Raw genomic sequence first — 14,970 nt, 5'->3', positions numbered from 1 at the left:
GCGTTCGTCGATTCCGGTTTTCGGTGAACTTCGGTAACGTTTACTCGAGTTTATCCCTACGGGCTGCGACTGACCACCGGTCCTCTCGCGGCGGTCACTCCGCCCGGCGACCGATCTTCCGCTCAATGATCGGTCAGTTCCCGAATCCGAGCCCGGACGGCGTCGGCGGAATCGTACGATTCGTCCTCGATCGGGGCGAACACGTCCTCGAGGGGTTTCGATCCGTCCCGCGTGTCGACCTCCCGGTCGCCGTGGGCGCCGACGAGTTCGTCGGCCGTCGTCGGATACTCGCGGTTCTCGAGTTCGTCGTCGAGCGCGGGGTCGATCGGTTCGGGTTCGTCGTTGCGCTCGCGCGCTTCCTGAAGTTCTCGCTCCCGCTGGCGTCGCTCCTCGTCGTCGGCTTGCTTGTTTCGGCCCTTCTTGTCGTCTGCCATCCTCCAGACTAGGACAGCGAGCGGGATAACGCTGTGGCCGTCCGTCGCACACACGCGGCCGAGCGGTCGCGGAAGCGCATTTTCTGCGCAGTCTCGTCAGTCATCATCTCACTTCGGCCCGACCATCCGACGTGCTGTGGCGCGCGCTGTCGACCGACCGAGTGATAGCGAGGGCGGTCGACAACTTCGTGTGAGGTGAGCGAGTGAGTTTGTGAACGAGCGAATCGGCTGGGGAGGGTGTGGCGACTCACTATTGCCACGACAGCAGGGCACTTCGATTCACCCACTCTCTCAGTCAACGCACCGTTTCTTTCGATCGAAGCGCCGTCCGTTCGCAATTCTACTGATCGGCTGACTCAACGCAGACCCTCCGGGACAAACGGGGCTAGTTTCCCAATTCCGTTCCCTATTCACACCTTCTCCAGACGAACGCCGGACTGATCGCGCACGAGAGGCGCACCCATCGAAACGCGAAACCGCCGTCAGAGTCCCGACCCGACTACAGCGGTTCGTCGCCCTCGAGAATCCGCTTTGCGCGCGCGGCCAGCGCCGGCACGCGGTCCTCCATCTTCGGGTACAGCGGGTTGTCCGCGTTGCCCTCGAGGTGCCGGCGGAAGAACATCTCGCCGAGGCCGGCCAGTTTGTAGACCGCCAGCGTCCGGTAGAACCGCTCGTGTTCGAACTCGAGGCCGGTGAGTTCCTCCCACCGGTCGACGAGTTCGACGCGAGTGGGATAGCCCTCGCGTTCCATAAACCGCGTGACCAGTTCCGGAATTTCGGGGGCGGGATCCTTCGGATCGCGCCAGTAGGAGAGCATCCAGCCCAGATCGGCCCGCGGGTCGCCCAGCGTCGCCATCTCCCAGTCGAAGACGGCGTTGAGCTCCGGCGGTGTGCCAGATGCAAACATCACGTTGTCCAGCTTGTAATCGCCGTGGACCAGCGAGTGCGGGTGGTCCTCGGGGACGTTGGCCTCGAGCCAGTCGCCGACCTCGTAGAGGACGGGCACCTCGCGCTCGTCTTCCGTGACCTCGAACGCCCACGAGAGCTGTTTGCCCCAGCGATCGACCTGCCGCTGGGTGTACCCGGCGGGCCGGCCGAACTCGCCGAGGCCGATTTCCGCGTAGTCCAGTCGGTGGATCTTCGCCAGCGTGTCGACGAGTTCCTCGCCGATCCGCCGGCGGTGGTCGGGGTCGGCGAACCGATTCGGTTCGTCCTCCCGGAGGACGTCGCCCTCGAGGCGCTCCATCACGTAGAAGTCGCTGCCGATGACGTCGTGGTCGTCGCAGGCCACCTTCGTCTCGGGGACGGGAACGTCGGTATCGGCCAGAGCCGCCGTCACCCGATGCTCCCGGAGGACGTCGTGGGCGGTGTCGGCGGTTTCGCCCGGCGGCGGTCGCCGGATGACCAGGTCCTCGCCGCCCCAGGTGACGAACAGGGTCTCGTTGGAGTGGCCCTCCTGGTGGCGCTCGATCTCGTAGTCGTCGACCTCGCCGAGGTGCTCCTCGAGGTAGGCGACCAGCGCGCCCTTGTCGACCAGCCGCTCGTAGTACTCGTCGCTCATAGCGTACTGAGGGGAGCCGATACGGCGAATTCCGTCGGATCGCGATGCGCGCTCGACATTTGTGGACAGTACTAACGCGACTCCCCTTTACGAAAATAGTTTCGCTGGAAACTCTTTCTTACAATGTTCATACAATGCGAGTTATCAACCCGCGTGGGTACGACGGTCGGGATCGATTCGATCGCCGTCGCGGTTCCGAATTCACGGTCGCTGCTGAGCCGGTCCGCTTTACGTCCCGTCGACGATCTCGAGCACCTCCGCGGGCGATTCGATCCGGTAGGAGACGGCCGGGCCGTCCTCGGCGCCGAAGGCGACGCCGTGCATACCCATCTCGTCGGCGCCCTTCACGTCGTGGTCGTACCGGTCGCCGATCATCAGCGATCGCTCGGGGGCGACGCCGGCCTTTTCGAGGGCCGTCTCGAAGATTTCGGGATCGGGCTTGGTCCGGCCGACCTCCTCCGAGGTCGTGATCGAGTCGAACTGCTCCCGGACGCCGAACTCCTCGAGCATCTCCTTCCCCGCTTCGTCGTCGACGTCGCTGATGACGCCGACGTGGAGCTCGCGGTCGGCGAGTGCCGCGATGGTCTCCGGAGCGCCCGGAATCGGTTCGATCGACGACTCGACGTGCGCCTCGAAGTCGGGCACCCACGTCTCGCGGGGCAGTTCCTCGCCGACGAGGGCCTCGACGCCCGCCGCGTACCCCTCGCGAGCCGAGCGAAACTCGGTGCCGTCGCGCTCGCGGAAGTAGTCGCCGACGGCCGTCCGCCAGGTGTCGACGGCCTCCTCGACGCTCAGCTCGAGGCCGTGCTCGTCGACCAGTCCCTCGACGAACGCCGCGTGGGCGCCCTGCACGGACTCGAGTTCGAGGATGACGCCGCCGATGTCCCAGAAGACGGCCTCCCACTCCGCCGATGTGTCGGGGTCTCCAGCGGATCCTTCGGCGTCGCCGATCCCGGTTTCGCCCTCGCTCATCGCTCCGCCCTCCGGAGGTTCGAGCGGTCGACCTCGTCGATACTCGCACAGCCCGAGAGGCCGACCGTTAGGTCGAGGTCGGCCAGCAGGTTCTCGAGAACCGCACGCACGCCGTCTTCGCCGCCGATGCCCAGCCCCAGCGCGTAGGGTCGGCCCAGCAGGACCGCGTCGGCGCCGAGCGCGACCGCCTGGAAGACGTCGCTTCCGCGGCGGATGCCGCTATCGAAGAGGACGGGGAACTCCTCGTCGGCCGCCGTGGCGTCGTCGACCGCGTCGACCACGTCCGGCAGCGCGTCGAGGGCCGGAATCGCGCCGTCGACCTGCCGGCCGCCGTGGTTCGAGACGATCAGGCCGTCGACGCCCCGATCGACCGCCTCCCGGGCGTCGTCCGGGTGGAGCACGCCCTTGAGAACGATCGGCAGGTCGGTCTGTTCGTCGAGCCAGTCGAGATCGTCCCACGTGAGCGAGGCGTCGCCGAAACACTCCTTCCAGGAGCGGATCGCCGAGACGGGGTCGTCCTCGGGATCGGCCTCGAGCCGGTCCCGAAACGCGGGATCCGCGAAGTAGTTCTGCAGGCCCTGTGTCTCGAGGAAGGGGAGATAGCCGAGTTCGATGTCGCGCTCGCGCCACCCCATCTTCGGCGTGTCGAGGGTGACGACGACGGCCTCGTAGCCCGCGTCTTCGGCACGCTCTACGAAGCTCGCGGCGACGTCCCGGTCGGCGCTCCAGTAGAGCTGGAACCAGCCGGGACCGTCGCCCAGTTCGTCCGCGACGGCCTCGAACGTGTGCGAGGAGACGGAGCTCAGGACCATCGGAAGCTCGAACTCGCGGGCCGCGCGGGCGACGGCGAGTTCGGCCTCCTCGTGGAGGATCTCCTGGACGCCGATCGGCGCGAGCAGGACGGGCGCGGGGTACTCGGTTCCGAAGAGGTCGACCGAGAGGTCCCGGTCCGAGACGTCTCGCAGCATCCGGGGGACGATCTGCCACGTCTCGAAGGCCCGATCGTTCGCCCGGACCGTCGACTCGGAGCCGGCGCCGCCGACGACGTAGGCGAACGCCTCCTCGCTCAGTTCCTCGCGGGCGCGCTCTACGAGGTCTTCGTAGGAAACGGGGAACTCGGGCGGGTCGTCCTCGAGCATCCCTTGGCTGTAGACCGCCTGCTGTCGGTTCGGTCCGTACCGCGGTACGTCGTCCGGAACCTCGTCTGCCGGATCGTTCCGTGAGGCGTCATCTGTCATATCTGAGGGGTCTGCGAGCCGTCGCCGTCGATCTCCGCAGCCGACTCGCCGCTGTCTGTATATCCGTGACACCGATTGCCACTCACTTAACGGTACGGTATCTATACCCAACTTTATTAACAAACTCTGCGTATACTCTGATGGAACTAACAATGGAAGCGAACAACGAGTTACGGGTGGTCGCGGATGAGCACTGAGCAGTTCAGCGTCGACGGCGACGTCGCCATCGTTACGGGCTCCTCGAGCGGCATCGGGCGGGGTATCGCCGAGCGGTTCGCCGCGGACGGCGTCGACGTCGTCGTCTGTTCGCGCGAACAGGAGAACGTCGACCCCGTCGCCGAGGAGATCAACGAGAGCGAGCGGCCCGGCGAGGCGCTGGCCGTCGAGTGCGACGTGACCGACCGCGACGCGGTCGAGGCGCTGGTCGAGGCGACCGTCGAGGAGTTCGGCGGGCTGGACGTGCTGGTCAACAACGCCGGCGCGTCGTTCATGGCCGACTTCGACGACATCTCGCCGAACGGCTGGGAGACGATCATGGACATCAACGTCAACGGTACCTACCACTGCACCCACGCCGCCGCGGAGCACCTCAAGGACGGCGGCGGCTGCGTGATCAATCTTGCCAGCGTCGCCGGCCAGCGGGGCTCGCCGCTGATGAGCCCCTACGGCGCCGCCAAGGCCGCCGTCATCAACCTGACGACGACGCTGTCCTACGAGTGGGCCGACGACGGCGTCCGCGTCAACTGCATCGCCCCCGGCTTCGTCGCCACGCCGGGCGTCGAGAGCCAGATGGGCGTCTCCGCCGACAACATCGACCGCGAGGAAGTCGCCCGCCGCATCGGCACCGTCGAGGAGATCGCCGACCTCACCCAGTTCCTCGCCAGTCCGGCCTCGTCGTATATCGTCGGCGAGACGATCACGGCCCAGGGCGTCCCGCAGATCAGCGAAGAGCACGAGGTCTGAGCCGTCCCGTTTTCCGATTTTGCCGCTTTTGCTACCGGTGAGCGCGGTCCTCAGACCGCGGTGAGTGCCCCGCTCGTCCGGAGGGCGAAGTACCCGACGAACGCGAGCGCGAGCAGCCACTGACCGACCGAGACCTCGCGGCGTTCGCCCGCCGCGAGTTTCATGACGGGGTAGGCGATGATCCCCGCCGCGATACCGTACGCGATGGAGAGGGTCAGCGGCATCGCGATGATCGTCACGCCCGCCGGGACGGCGTGAGTCGGATCGTGCCAGTCCACGTCGGCGACGTTGCCGAGCATCAGGACCGCGACGACGACGAGCGCGATGTGGGACGCGTACAGCGGGATCGCCGCGGCCAGCGGGACGATCGCGAGCGACGCGAGGAAGAGCGCGGCGACGACGAGCGCGGTCAGCCCCGTCCGGCCGCCCTCCTCGATCCCGGCCGCGGACTCGACGTAGGCCGTGACCGTCGAGGTCCCGAGCACGCCGCCGACGGTGGTCCCGACCGCGTCGGCCATGAGCGGCTTCTCCATCTCGGGAAGGTTCCCGTCCTCGTCGAGCAGCCCGCCGACCTGCGCCACGCCCGTGAGCGTCCCCGCCGTCTCGAGGAAGTCGACGAAGAAGAACGTGAGGACCACCAGCGAGACGGAGAGCGCCTCGACGTTTCGAAGGCCGTCGACGAACGCGCCGGCGAGCGGCGAGATGTCGTACTGGGGCGAGGGGATCGACGGAGCGAGCGGCGTCCCGGGATGCGGGCTCTGCACGCCGGCCGACGCGGCGATCCAGCCGGCGACGGCGGTGAGGAGGACGCCGACGATGATCGACCCGCGAACGCCGCGGGTGTACAGCCCGAAGGAGAGGAAGAGCCCGAAGACCGAGAGGAGCGCGACCGGATCGGCGCCGATCGAACCGAGTTGCACCAGCGTCGTCTGGTCGGCGACGACGACCTTCATCTCCTGTAAGCCGATGAACGCGAGGAACAGCCCCAGCGCCGCGCCGACGGCGAACTTGACCGGCTCCGGAAAGAGCCGGATGACGTACTCTCGAGCGCCGGCGAGCGTGAGCCCCATAAAGAGGATTCCCTCGATGACGATCGCCGCGAGCGCGGTCTCCCACGGGACGCCCATCGCGCCGATGACGGTGTACGCGAAGAAGGCGTTGAGGCCCATTCCGGGCGCGAGCGCGAACGGTCGGTCCGCGTAGACGGCCATGACGAGCGTCGCCGCCGCCGCGGAGAGGATCGTCACGACGGCCAGCATCTGCACCGTCTCGGTGTACGTGGCTCCCGCGACGTCGATACCGGGCTTCTCGCCCCTCGCGGCGAGGATCGCCGGATTGACGACGACGATGTACGACATCGTGAGGAACGTCGTCAGCCCGGCGAGGAGTTCCGTTCGGAGATCCGTAGCGCTATCGTCGAGATCGAAAAGAGCGACGAGCGATTCGCGTATCTTCATTTGCTACCCCTACGGGGAAGCCGAGACGGCCATTTAGTCCCTCTGAATCGAACCGTCCGAGGGGTGCGTTCTCGTCTAGCAGCCGGCCAGAGCGGCGACGCAACGCCGCGTCTCGCCAGTCGCCTTCCGGTTACAACGCTCGGCCCGTCGGCTCCGGTTTCCATACACCCAAAAGGTCGCGTTCCGTCTGTGAATGACGATGACTACCAGAGACGTTCACCTGCCGGTCGCGGCCCAGCCGACCGTCGACTCGATCGTCGACTACACGCGACGCGCGGAGGAGGGCGGCTACGACTGCGCGTGGCTCCCCGAGACGTGGGGTCGGGACGGCGTCACCGTCCTGACGGCGATGGCCGAACGCACCGCGGAGATCGATATCGGCTCGAGCATCCTCAACACGTACTCCCGGTCGCCGGCGCTGCTCGGCCAGACGGCGGCGACGCTGCAGGAGGTCTCCGACGGGCGGTTCCGCCTCGGTCTCGGTCCGAGCGGTCCCGTCGTCGTCGAGAACTGGCACGGAATGGAGTACGGCAACCCGCTCCGACGCACCCGCGAGACGGTCGAGATCGTTCGACAGGTTCTCTCCGGCGAGACGGTCGACTACGACGGCGACGACTTCCAGCTCTCGGGCTTCCGACTGCGCTGCGAGCCGCCAGAGACGCGGCCGCCGATCGAGGTCACCGGAATGGGCCCGAAGGCCGTCGAACTCGCCGGCCGGTTCGCCGACGGCTGGCACGGGATCATGCTCACCCCCGAGGGGATGGCAGACCGCATCGAAGATATCGAGCGCGGTGCCGATCTCGGCGACCGCGACTCCGACGAGGTGCAGGTCACCGCCGGCGTCACCTGCTGTGCCCTCGAGGACGCCGAGCGAGCGTGCGAACTCGCCCGCCAGCACGTCGCCTTCTACGTCGGCGGGATGGGCACCTTCTACCGGGACGCCCTCGAGCGCCAGGGCTACGACGCGGCCGGCGACGTCCACGACGCCTGGCAGGACGGCGACCGCGAGCGGGCCCTGGAGTTGGTCGACGAGAACATCCTCGAGGACCTCTGTGCCTTCGGCGACCCCGAGACGGCCCGGGAGCAACTCGAGCGCTACGAGGCGGTCGACGGGATCGACACCATCGCGGTCAGCTTCCCGCGGGGCGCCGACGAGGACGAGATTCGGCGGACGATGGACGCGATGGCGCCCGACGCCTGAGTCGATTCACAAGTCTGTGGCGGGTTCAGTAAGTATATATGCGCACCGAGCGGTCGGTCACCGACGAGCGGTTGCGAAGGAGATTTAGATATCAACGGGCGGTGTTCGGTTCGTAGACATCTTGCTATCATACTAAAATTCGAGATAATAAATAATTTTATATATGAGAAACATATTAAGTATGTTCAGTCCGTTCTCTGACGAGGCACTAGTGCGCCGATACTACCTCTATCGCGCCACTATATCTGTCGGGTTCATTACGCCAATTTTCACCCTGTTTCTCCTACAGACTCTCACGTTCACACAGGTTGGGGTGTTGTCAGCGCTTTATTCGCTACTATCGGTCGGTGGTGAGATACCAACAGGGTACGTCGGTGACCGGCTTGGCCGGCGGGCAAGCCTTCTGCTCAGCGTGGCGTTCACCGTCTCCTCGCTGGCTGGATTCATTCTCGCGGAGGGATTCCTCTGGTATGCGTTTCTTTATGCGCTGTGGGCGCTAGCGCTTACGTTTCGCTCGGGAAGCATGGACGCGTGGCTCTACGACACCCTCGACGAACGACTCGATACGAGTCGCTTTAGCTATGTCCGAGGACGGGGCGACGCGGTACAGAAGTGGACCGCCGCCGTATCTATGGTAGGTGGAGGAATTCTCTACGGGCTAGATCCCATCTATCCCTTCATTGCTGCAGTTGTGTTTAATGGTCTCGGCTTCGGAACACTGTTTTTACTCCCAAAAAACCACCAGTACGCTGACCGTGGAAACTCTGACGCTGACCACCTCGGTCCGCGAGACGCTCTCACTATTATCCGAAAGTATCTGGCTCAACCGCCGCTGCGGTCGATGGTTCTCTACGTTGGACTATTCTACGCTATTCTGGGCGTTGCGCATACTTATGTCCAACCGATGGCGCTCGAGACACTCACCCCCTATGCCGCCGGGTTCGGTGTCGAAATACCCTTGGGCGGCGCGACCGCGGCGGCGCGTTCGGGCGAGGCAGGGGCGGCACTGGCAGTAGGGCTGGGTGTGATGTACGCTTCTCTCTCCGCAATATCGGCGATGGGCGGCTACTACGCTGGCGCGGTCGAAGATTTCTTTGGCACCAACCGGGCTGTGTTGCTCGTGCCTGCAGTGGCAGCATTCGCACTTGTGGTGCCACTATGGGTTGGGCTGCTGGCGCTCCCTACATTCGCAACGATGCGGGCTGCGACACCGCTGGTCCAGCCCATCACAAATGGGTACATCAACGACCACGTCGAAGGGATTGGCCGGGCGACGGTGCTCTCTGCAGTGTCGATGTTCTCCATGGCGCTCCGGACGCCACTGGCACTTGGAGCTGGGATGATGGCCGATGCAACAACGGCAACTACGGCGGTGGCGGCCCTCGGCGGCCTTTTCTTTGTTTTCGGTGGCGCAGTGTGGTTATTTGGCGAGATCGCTCCTGACACTGAAGCGACGGGTATGGAGTAATCCAGCCCGCCGATGTTCAGAATGGGACTGAAATTGCTGAAAAATACATCCTCTGTATTCAGCACAGTGTTCTTGATAGCTATCAGTGAGGCCGATCACTTCTCCATTACCTACTTAACCTATACTGAACGCGAGTTTCACGACTGTTTTTGCATGTCGAAACTGTGCGACCAGCGGTCATCGGCCGCGGTCGACAGCTACAAACCTCGGATCGACGGAGTTCGTGGTATGCCCGGCAAGGTGAGTCCGGACGACCTGCTCGCGCACGTCTTCGAGCGGACGGGAACCGACGACGAGACGGTCCTCCAGGGGCCGGCCAACGGGGAGGACGCCGCCGCTATCGCCCCGTTCGGCGGCGACGAGACGCTCGTGGTCAGCTCCGACCCGATCTCGCTGGCCGCGGCGGGCGTCGGCTCCCTCGCAGTGCCGATCGCCTGCAACGACGTCGCCGCCTCCGGCGCCGACCCGCGGTGGCTGACCGTCGTCATCATGCTCCCCGACGAAGAGACGGACCTCGAGGCGATCACCGGCGACCTCGACGCCGCGGCCCGGGACGTCGGCGCGACGATCGTCGGCGGCCACTCGGAGTACGTCGACCAACTCGAGCGCCCCCTCCTGTCGCTGACCGCGATGGGAACCGCCGACTCGTTCGTCCCGACCGGCGGCGCAGAACCCGGCGACAGTGTCATCATCACGAAGGCCGCGGGGCTCGAGGGCACGGCCATCCTCGCGACCGACTTCGGCGACGGGCTCGACGTCGACGAGGCCGTCCGCGAGCGCTCCGAGGGATTTCTCGAGGAGATCAGCGTCGCCCCCGACGCCCGCGCGGTCCGCGAGCACGCGACCGCGATGCACGACCCGACCGAGGGCGGCGTCGCGGCCGGCCTGCTCGAGATCGCCCGCGCCTCCGGCGTTCGACTTGCGGTCGATCGCGAAAGGATTCCGGTCCGCGAGGAGACCCGCCGGCTCTGCGAGGCCGCCGGCGTCGACCCGCTGCGGATCTTCGGCTCCGGCGCCTTGCTCGCGACCGTTCCCGGCGACGCGGTCGACGACTGCCTCGCGGCGCTTGAGGCGGCCGGCCTCGAGGGGAGCGAGATCGGAACGGTCGGCGAGGGCGACCCCGCGCTCGTCCTCGACGGCGAGGCGATCACCGAGCCGATCGCGGACGATCTCTACCCCCTGTGGGAAGGGGCCGACGCGGACGACTGAGCGTCGGTCCCGTCGGACCCGAGGAGCGCGTCGACGGTCGCGTCGGCCAGCACAGCCGCTGGATCGACGACGGCGTCCGCCCCGGCCCGCTCGAGCGACTCGCCGGCCCTGGCCGCTTCGGTTCTCGACTCCCGGTCCTCGACGACGGCGATTCGAGCGTCCGTGTACGACCGGGCCGCGGCGACGGTCTCGCCCGCGTCGATCCCCGCGGCGACGACGAGCACCGCGTCACATGCCTCGAGACCCGCCCGCTCGAGCGTCCGGTCGGCGGTCGGATCGCCGACGATCGGGGCCGCGCCCTCGGGGAGTCGCGGCGCCGTCTCCTCGTCGGTCACGACCGCGACCGACGCGCGCTCCGCGAGCGCCTCGACGACGGGAGCGAGCGTCGCGTCGAAGCCGAGCGCGACGACCCGCGCCGGTCGCGCGGTTCCGTTTCCGGCCCCGCTACCGGAATCGTCGACTCCGGATTCCGGCTCGAGGTGCGCGGCCGCCCGGCGTCCGGTCCGCTCGAAGTGCGTCTCGAGCAGCGGTGCGAACAGGCTGCCGGCGGTGGCGGCGAGGGTCGCGGGTCCGAGCACGACCAGCGAAACGGCGAACAGCCGCGCCGTCTCCGTGGCCGCGTGCACGTCCCCGTACCCGACGGTGCTGGCGGTCACGGCGGTGAAGTAGACCGCGTCGACGACGGTCTCGACGCCGTCGAACTGGGCCCTGAGCGCGTATGCGCCGGCGGTCCCGTAACAGAACACGCCGACGATCGCCAACACCGCGCCGACCTGCGTCGCGTCGAGCACGACCGACCGCGTGAACCGCCGGCTCGTCGCCGCGAGAGCGAGGAGTCCGCCGGTCGAGAGGACGACCAGCGGGACGGCCAGCGCCCGGAACTGGACGACGCCGTGGGCCGCGGCGAGGGCCACGAGGACCGCGGCCGCAGCGTACGCGAGCCGATAGCCGCGGCGCATTCCCCACGCGGCAGCGAGGAGGGCGAAGCCGACGACGGTCCCGCTGAACTCCGCTACCGACTGGAGCTGCCCGAGCGAGCCATCGGCCTCGACGGCCGGCTGGGTGAGAATGGCGGCAACGCCGGTAGCGATCGACGCGAGCGCGATCGCGACGACGAGCCGGATCGTGATCCGACGGTCCGCTCGAGGCGGGCGAAACGTCTCGAACATACCGGTCCCACACCGCCGACAGCGGTAAATCCCGGGGCGCTCGGGGGCGCCGTCACGAGCGCGAATTCGCTTGCATGCGGCTTATTGGCACGGCTACGTTTCCACGATCATGGCGACAATCGCGTACGAGGGACCGGACGGAACCGCCGAGGAAACGGTCGACGCCGGCAACATCACCGATTCGGGCAAGGTTCAGGGCCTCCGGCTCAAACTCGAGGACGGCTACATCCACCTCCCCTACACCCGCGTGTACTGGGTCCGGATGAGCGAGGACGAGGGGAAGGCCGACTACTCGTCGGCGTAGGAAGGGTCGCCGCTGCGGTTCGAACTCGGTTTTGCCGAGGTACTCGATCGGCGACTCGACGGCGGGCCGGACGCCGTCTCGCGTTCCGCCGGGCTCCGTCGGGCGCGGGTCGACGACCCGTAACCCCTATCCCAGATGAAACTACGGTAGAAGGTTTTACCCGCGCCTTCCCCCTATATGTCCCGTAATGGATTCGACGCCCGACGCCGACGCGGAGCTCCGCCGTCGGGTTCGGCAACAGGAGGCCGTCGCGGAACTCGGACAACGGGCCCTCGAGACCGACGATATCGATCGATTGCTGCACGAGGCCGTCGTCGTCGTCTCGGACGTCCTCGAGACCGAGTACGCGGAACTGCTCGAGTTACTCCCCGACGGTGACGAGTTCTTCCTGCGCGACGGCGTCGGGTGGCGCGAGGGGCTGGTGGGGTCGGCGACGGTGCCCGCGGATACGAACTCGCAGGCGGGGATCACGCTCCGCACCGAGGCGCCGATACTCGTCGACGACGTCGAAAGCGAGGAGCGACTCTCCGAGCCCGCGTTGCTCGCCGACCACGGCGTCGCCAGCGGCATCAGCGTGATCGTCGGCTCGGTCGACGGGCCGTGGGGCGTGCTGGGAGCGTACGCGACCGAGCGCCGCGAGTTCACCGATCACGACGCCACCTTCCTCCGGAGCGTCGCGAACGTCCTCGCGTCGGCCCTCGAGAACGAACGGACCTGGCGGGAACTCGAGGAGATCTACGGTCGCATCTCGGACGCCTTCTTCGCCCTCGACGAGGAGTGGAACTTCACGTACCTCAACGAGCGCGCCCACGAACTGATCAATCCCGAGGGGCGAACGCTGGTCGGAAAGCGAGTGTGGAACGAGTTCCCCGAGGCGATGGGCCAGCAGTTCAAGCTGAAGTACGAGCGCGCGATGTACGACCAGGAGACCGTCTCGTTCGAGGAGTACTACCCCGAACCGCTCGACAGCTGGTTCGAGGTTCGGGCCTACCCCTCCGAGACCGGGCTGTCGGTGTACTTCCGGGACGTCACCGAGCGCAAGGAGCGCGAGCGGGACCTCGAACTGTTCCGGACGCTGCTCGACCACACCACTGATAGCGTACTGGTAATCGACCCGCAGTCGGGACGGTTCCTCGACGCCAACGAGACGGCCTGTCGCCAGCTCGGCTACGACCGGGAGGAACTGCTCGAGCTGACGGTGCCCGACATGGATCGCGTGTTCGACGACATCGCGGACTGGCGCTCCCACGTCGAGGACGTGAAGGCCGAGAACTCGATGACGATCACCGGCGAGCACGTCCGGAAGGACGGGACGACCTTCCCGGCGGAGGTCAACGTCGCCCACGTCGAACTGGATCGCGAGTACATGATCGCGATCGCCCGCGATATCACCGAACACCGAGAGCGCGAACGCGAACTCGAGGCGTCGAACGAGCGCCTGGAGCAGTTCGCCTACGCCGCCAGCCACGACCTGCAGGAACCCCTGCGGATGGTCTCGAGTTACCTCCAACTGATCGAACGCAGGTACGGCGACGCGTTCGACGAGGACGGCGAGGAGTTCCTCGCGTACGCGATCGACGGCGCCGAGCGCATGCGCGGGATGATCGACGGATTGCTGGAGTACTCCCGGGTCGAAACGCGGGGCGATCCGTTCGAACCGGTCGACCTCGATCGGCTGCTCGAGAACGTCCTCGAGGACCTCTCGCTCCAGCTCGAGGAGACCGACGCCGAGGTCGAGACCGAGTCGCTGCCCCGCGTGCGGGGCGACGCCAGCCAGCTGCGGCAGGTGTTCCAGAACCTGCTGGCGAACGCCCTCGAGTACAGCGGCGACGAGCCGCCGCGGGTCCACGTCGAAGCGACGCGGCGCGAGAGGGGGCGGTGGGAGATTTCGGTCACCGACGAGGGGATCGGGATCGACCCCGCCGACCAGGACCGCGTCTTCGACGTCTTTCAGCGCCTGCACAGCCGCGAGGAGTACGACGGAACCGGCATCGGCCTCGCGCTCTGTGAACGCATCGTCGAGCGCCACGACGGCGAGATCTGGGTCGAGTCGGAGCCGGGCGAGGGCTCGACGTTCTCCGTGACGCTGCCCGCGGCCGACGAGTCGGCGTAAGCGACTCGAGCGACCCGGTCGCGAACCCGCTCAGCCGTCGACGAGCAGCGTGTTCAGGGCGTCCGGAATCACGAGGACCTCGCTGCCGGGCTCGAGGGCGTCCGCGACGTCGTCCGCGGCGTGCATGAGACACTCCTCGACGACCTCGGGCGCGTCGCTGTTCGTCACGTAGAGGTCGTGATTCCGGAGGACCCGCGCGACGACGAACGCCCGCTGGGCGCCGGGCTCGTATCCCGTGCGCATCTCCTCGTAGAGCGATTCCGGATCGGTCGCGCCGCTCAACCGTCGGTGAAACCGCTGCTCGCCGGTTCCGTCGCCGACCCCCTCCGGGAGCGCGGCGGGGACGACGAGCCGGCCCCCCTCGCGGAGCGGATTTCGGTCGCCGAGCGCGACGTAGGTCGCGGCGCGGGTCGTCTGGTAGAGGTTCGCGTCCTTCGGCGCGCCGACGCCGCAGACGACGGCGTCGTGTGCGCGGTCGATCGGCACCGAGAGGGCGTCGCGGGCGATCGCGGCGAGTTCGCGGACGACGCGCCGCCCCTCGCCGGCGCGGACGCCGAGGACGCCCGCCGGCCCGTAGCTCAGGTTGATCGAGAAGTCCAGTCCCGCGAGGTCGCCGGCCGCGTCGATCGTCTCGCGGAAGGGGTTGTCCTCGACGCGACCCAGTCGGACGCCCTCGCGGGCGAGCATCTCGGGGCCGTGCGTGTAGCGGATGATCGACTCGCTGCCGGCCCCGATGACGACGGTCTTCGCGCCGCCGCTGAAGCCCGCGTACTGGTGGGGTTCGACGACGCCCGTCGAGAGCACCGCGTCGGCCTCGACGACCGGCTCGCCGATCTCGACGGGGACGTCGTCCTTACTTACCGTGCCGACCTCGACCACCG

General features: G+C 67.1%; 13 protein-coding genes. 6 read left to right on the top strand and 7 right to left on the bottom strand.

The genetic code is table 11. The features are described from left to right. Positions 1-122: 122 nt before the first annotated feature. From C477_RS09135 to C477_RS09120, 4 genes are all read right to left on the bottom strand, one after another. A complete protein-coding gene (locus C477_RS09135) occupies positions 123-434 on the bottom strand; it encodes a DUF5789 family protein (RefSeq protein ID WP_008894186.1) in 312 nt (103 codons plus the stop codon). A gap of 499 nt (positions 435-933) precedes the next feature. Next, on the bottom strand, positions 934-1,995 hold the full coding sequence (locus tag C477_RS09130; RefSeq protein WP_008894185.1) for a phosphotransferase family protein: 1,062 nt from the start codon (positions 1,993-1,995) through the stop codon (positions 934-936). A gap of 228 nt (positions 1,996-2,223) precedes the next feature. Continuing rightward, entirely contained in the window at positions 2,224-2,967 is a 744-nt protein-coding gene (locus C477_RS09125; RefSeq protein WP_008894184.1) for an HAD family hydrolase, read from the bottom strand. Continuing rightward, entirely contained in the window at positions 2,964-4,205 is a 1,242-nt protein-coding gene (locus tag C477_RS09120) for an alpha-hydroxy-acid oxidizing protein (RefSeq protein ID WP_008894183.1), read from the bottom strand. Before C477_RS09120 ends, C477_RS09125 begins: the two co-directional genes overlap by 4 nt. A 186-nt stretch (positions 4,206-4,391) precedes the next feature. Here C477_RS09120 and C477_RS09115 point away from each other — a divergent pair, with 186 nt between their 5' ends. After that, positions 4,392-5,168: an SDR family NAD(P)-dependent oxidoreductase gene (locus C477_RS09115; protein ID WP_008894182.1), complete on the top strand. Its 777-nt coding sequence runs from the start codon at positions 4,392-4,394 to the stop codon at positions 5,166-5,168. Between the two features lie 50 nt (positions 5,169-5,218). Here C477_RS09115 and C477_RS09110 read toward each other — a convergent pair whose 3' ends face one another. After that, positions 5,219-6,625, bottom strand: coding sequence for an NCS2 family permease (locus C477_RS09110; RefSeq protein WP_008894181.1), 1,407 nt, complete (start codon positions 6,623-6,625; stop codon positions 5,219-5,221). 199 nt (positions 6,626-6,824) lie between these two features. Between C477_RS09110 and C477_RS09105 the strand changes: the two genes are divergently transcribed. From C477_RS09105 to C477_RS09095, 3 genes are all read left to right on the top strand, one after another. Beyond that, positions 6,825-7,826 (top strand): TIGR04024 family LLM class F420-dependent oxidoreductase, encoded by a 1,002-nt coding sequence (locus C477_RS09105; RefSeq protein WP_049914451.1) that lies wholly within the window; start codon positions 6,825-6,827, stop codon positions 7,824-7,826. A 181-nt stretch (positions 7,827-8,007) separates the two neighbouring features. Continuing rightward, the gene (locus C477_RS09100) at positions 8,008-9,294 is read left to right on the top strand and encodes an MFS transporter (protein ID WP_049914450.1); all 1,287 of its coding nucleotides are present in this window, start codon (positions 8,008-8,010) and stop codon (positions 9,292-9,294) included. 228 nt (positions 9,295-9,522) lie between these two features. Then, positions 9,523-10,503, top strand: coding sequence for an AIR synthase family protein (locus C477_RS09095; RefSeq protein WP_049914449.1), 981 nt, complete (start codon positions 9,523-9,525; stop codon positions 10,501-10,503). Here C477_RS09095 and C477_RS09090 read toward each other — a convergent pair. Then, complete coding sequence (locus C477_RS09090; RefSeq protein WP_008894177.1) at positions 10,467-11,672, bottom strand: ion channel; 1,206 nt, start codon at positions 11,670-11,672, stop codon at positions 10,467-10,469. The two genes, C477_RS09095 and C477_RS09090, sit on opposite strands and share 37 nt — an antisense overlap. Before the next feature lie 109 nt (positions 11,673-11,781). Between C477_RS09090 and C477_RS09085 the strand changes: the two genes are divergently transcribed. Then, positions 11,782-11,976 carry a hypothetical protein gene (locus C477_RS09085; RefSeq protein WP_008894176.1) on the top strand — a complete coding sequence of 65 codons (195 nt, stop codon included), beginning with the start codon at positions 11,782-11,784 and terminating at the stop codon, positions 11,974-11,976. A gap of 187 nt (positions 11,977-12,163) precedes the next feature. Next, positions 12,164-14,089 (top strand): ATP-binding protein, encoded by a 1,926-nt coding sequence (locus tag C477_RS09080; RefSeq protein WP_008894175.1) that lies wholly within the window; start codon positions 12,164-12,166, stop codon positions 14,087-14,089. A 30-nt stretch (positions 14,090-14,119) separates the two neighbouring features. Here C477_RS09080 and C477_RS09075 read toward each other — a convergent pair. After that, positions 14,120-14,970 (bottom strand): lactate racemase domain-containing protein (locus C477_RS09075; protein WP_049914448.1); only part of this gene is annotated, 851 nt, incomplete at its 5' end.

Origin of the sequence: Haloterrigena salina JCM 13891 (assembly GCF_000337495.1) — an archaeon.
In the GTDB taxonomy this organism is placed as follows: domain Archaea; phylum Halobacteriota; class Halobacteria; order Halobacteriales; family Natrialbaceae; genus Haloterrigena; species Haloterrigena salina.
Note: the sequence above shows the minus strand (reverse complement) of the source record. Positions and strands in the feature narration are given on the sequence as shown.

Excerpts from the sequence above, each read along its gene's own strand:
- C477_RS09090 (WP_008894177.1), bottom strand. The coding sequence starts at position 11,672 with ATGTTCGAGACGTTTCGCCCGCCTCGAGCGGACCGTCGGATCACGATC.
- C477_RS09110 (WP_008894181.1), bottom strand. The coding sequence starts at position 6,625 with ATGAAGATACGCGAATCGCTCGTCGCTCTTTTCGATCTCGACGATAGC.
- C477_RS09080 (WP_008894175.1), top strand. The coding sequence starts at position 12,164 with ATGGATTCGACGCCCGACGCCGACGCGGAGCTCCGCCGTCGGGTTCGG.
- C477_RS09085 (WP_008894176.1), top strand. The coding sequence starts at position 11,782 with ATGGCGACAATCGCGTACGAGGGACCGGACGGAACCGCCGAGGAAACG.
- C477_RS09095 (WP_049914449.1), top strand. The coding sequence starts at position 9,523 with ATGCCCGGCAAGGTGAGTCCGGACGACCTGCTCGCGCACGTCTTCGAG.
- C477_RS09115 (WP_008894182.1), top strand. The coding sequence starts at position 4,392 with ATGAGCACTGAGCAGTTCAGCGTCGACGGCGACGTCGCCATCGTTACG.
- C477_RS09120 (WP_008894183.1), bottom strand. The coding sequence starts at position 4,205 with ATGACAGATGACGCCTCACGGAACGATCCGGCAGACGAGGTTCCGGAC.
- C477_RS09100 (WP_049914450.1), top strand. The coding sequence starts at position 8,008 with ATGTTCAGTCCGTTCTCTGACGAGGCACTAGTGCGCCGATACTACCTC.
- C477_RS09105 (WP_049914451.1), top strand. The coding sequence starts at position 6,825 with ATGACTACCAGAGACGTTCACCTGCCGGTCGCGGCCCAGCCGACCGTC.
- C477_RS09130 (WP_008894185.1), bottom strand. The coding sequence starts at position 1,995 with ATGAGCGACGAGTACTACGAGCGGCTGGTCGACAAGGGCGCGCTGGTC.
- C477_RS09125 (WP_008894184.1), bottom strand. The coding sequence starts at position 2,967 with ATGAGCGAGGGCGAAACCGGGATCGGCGACGCCGAAGGATCCGCTGGA.
- C477_RS09135 (WP_008894186.1), bottom strand. The coding sequence starts at position 434 with ATGGCAGACGACAAGAAGGGCCGAAACAAGCAAGCCGACGACGAGGAG.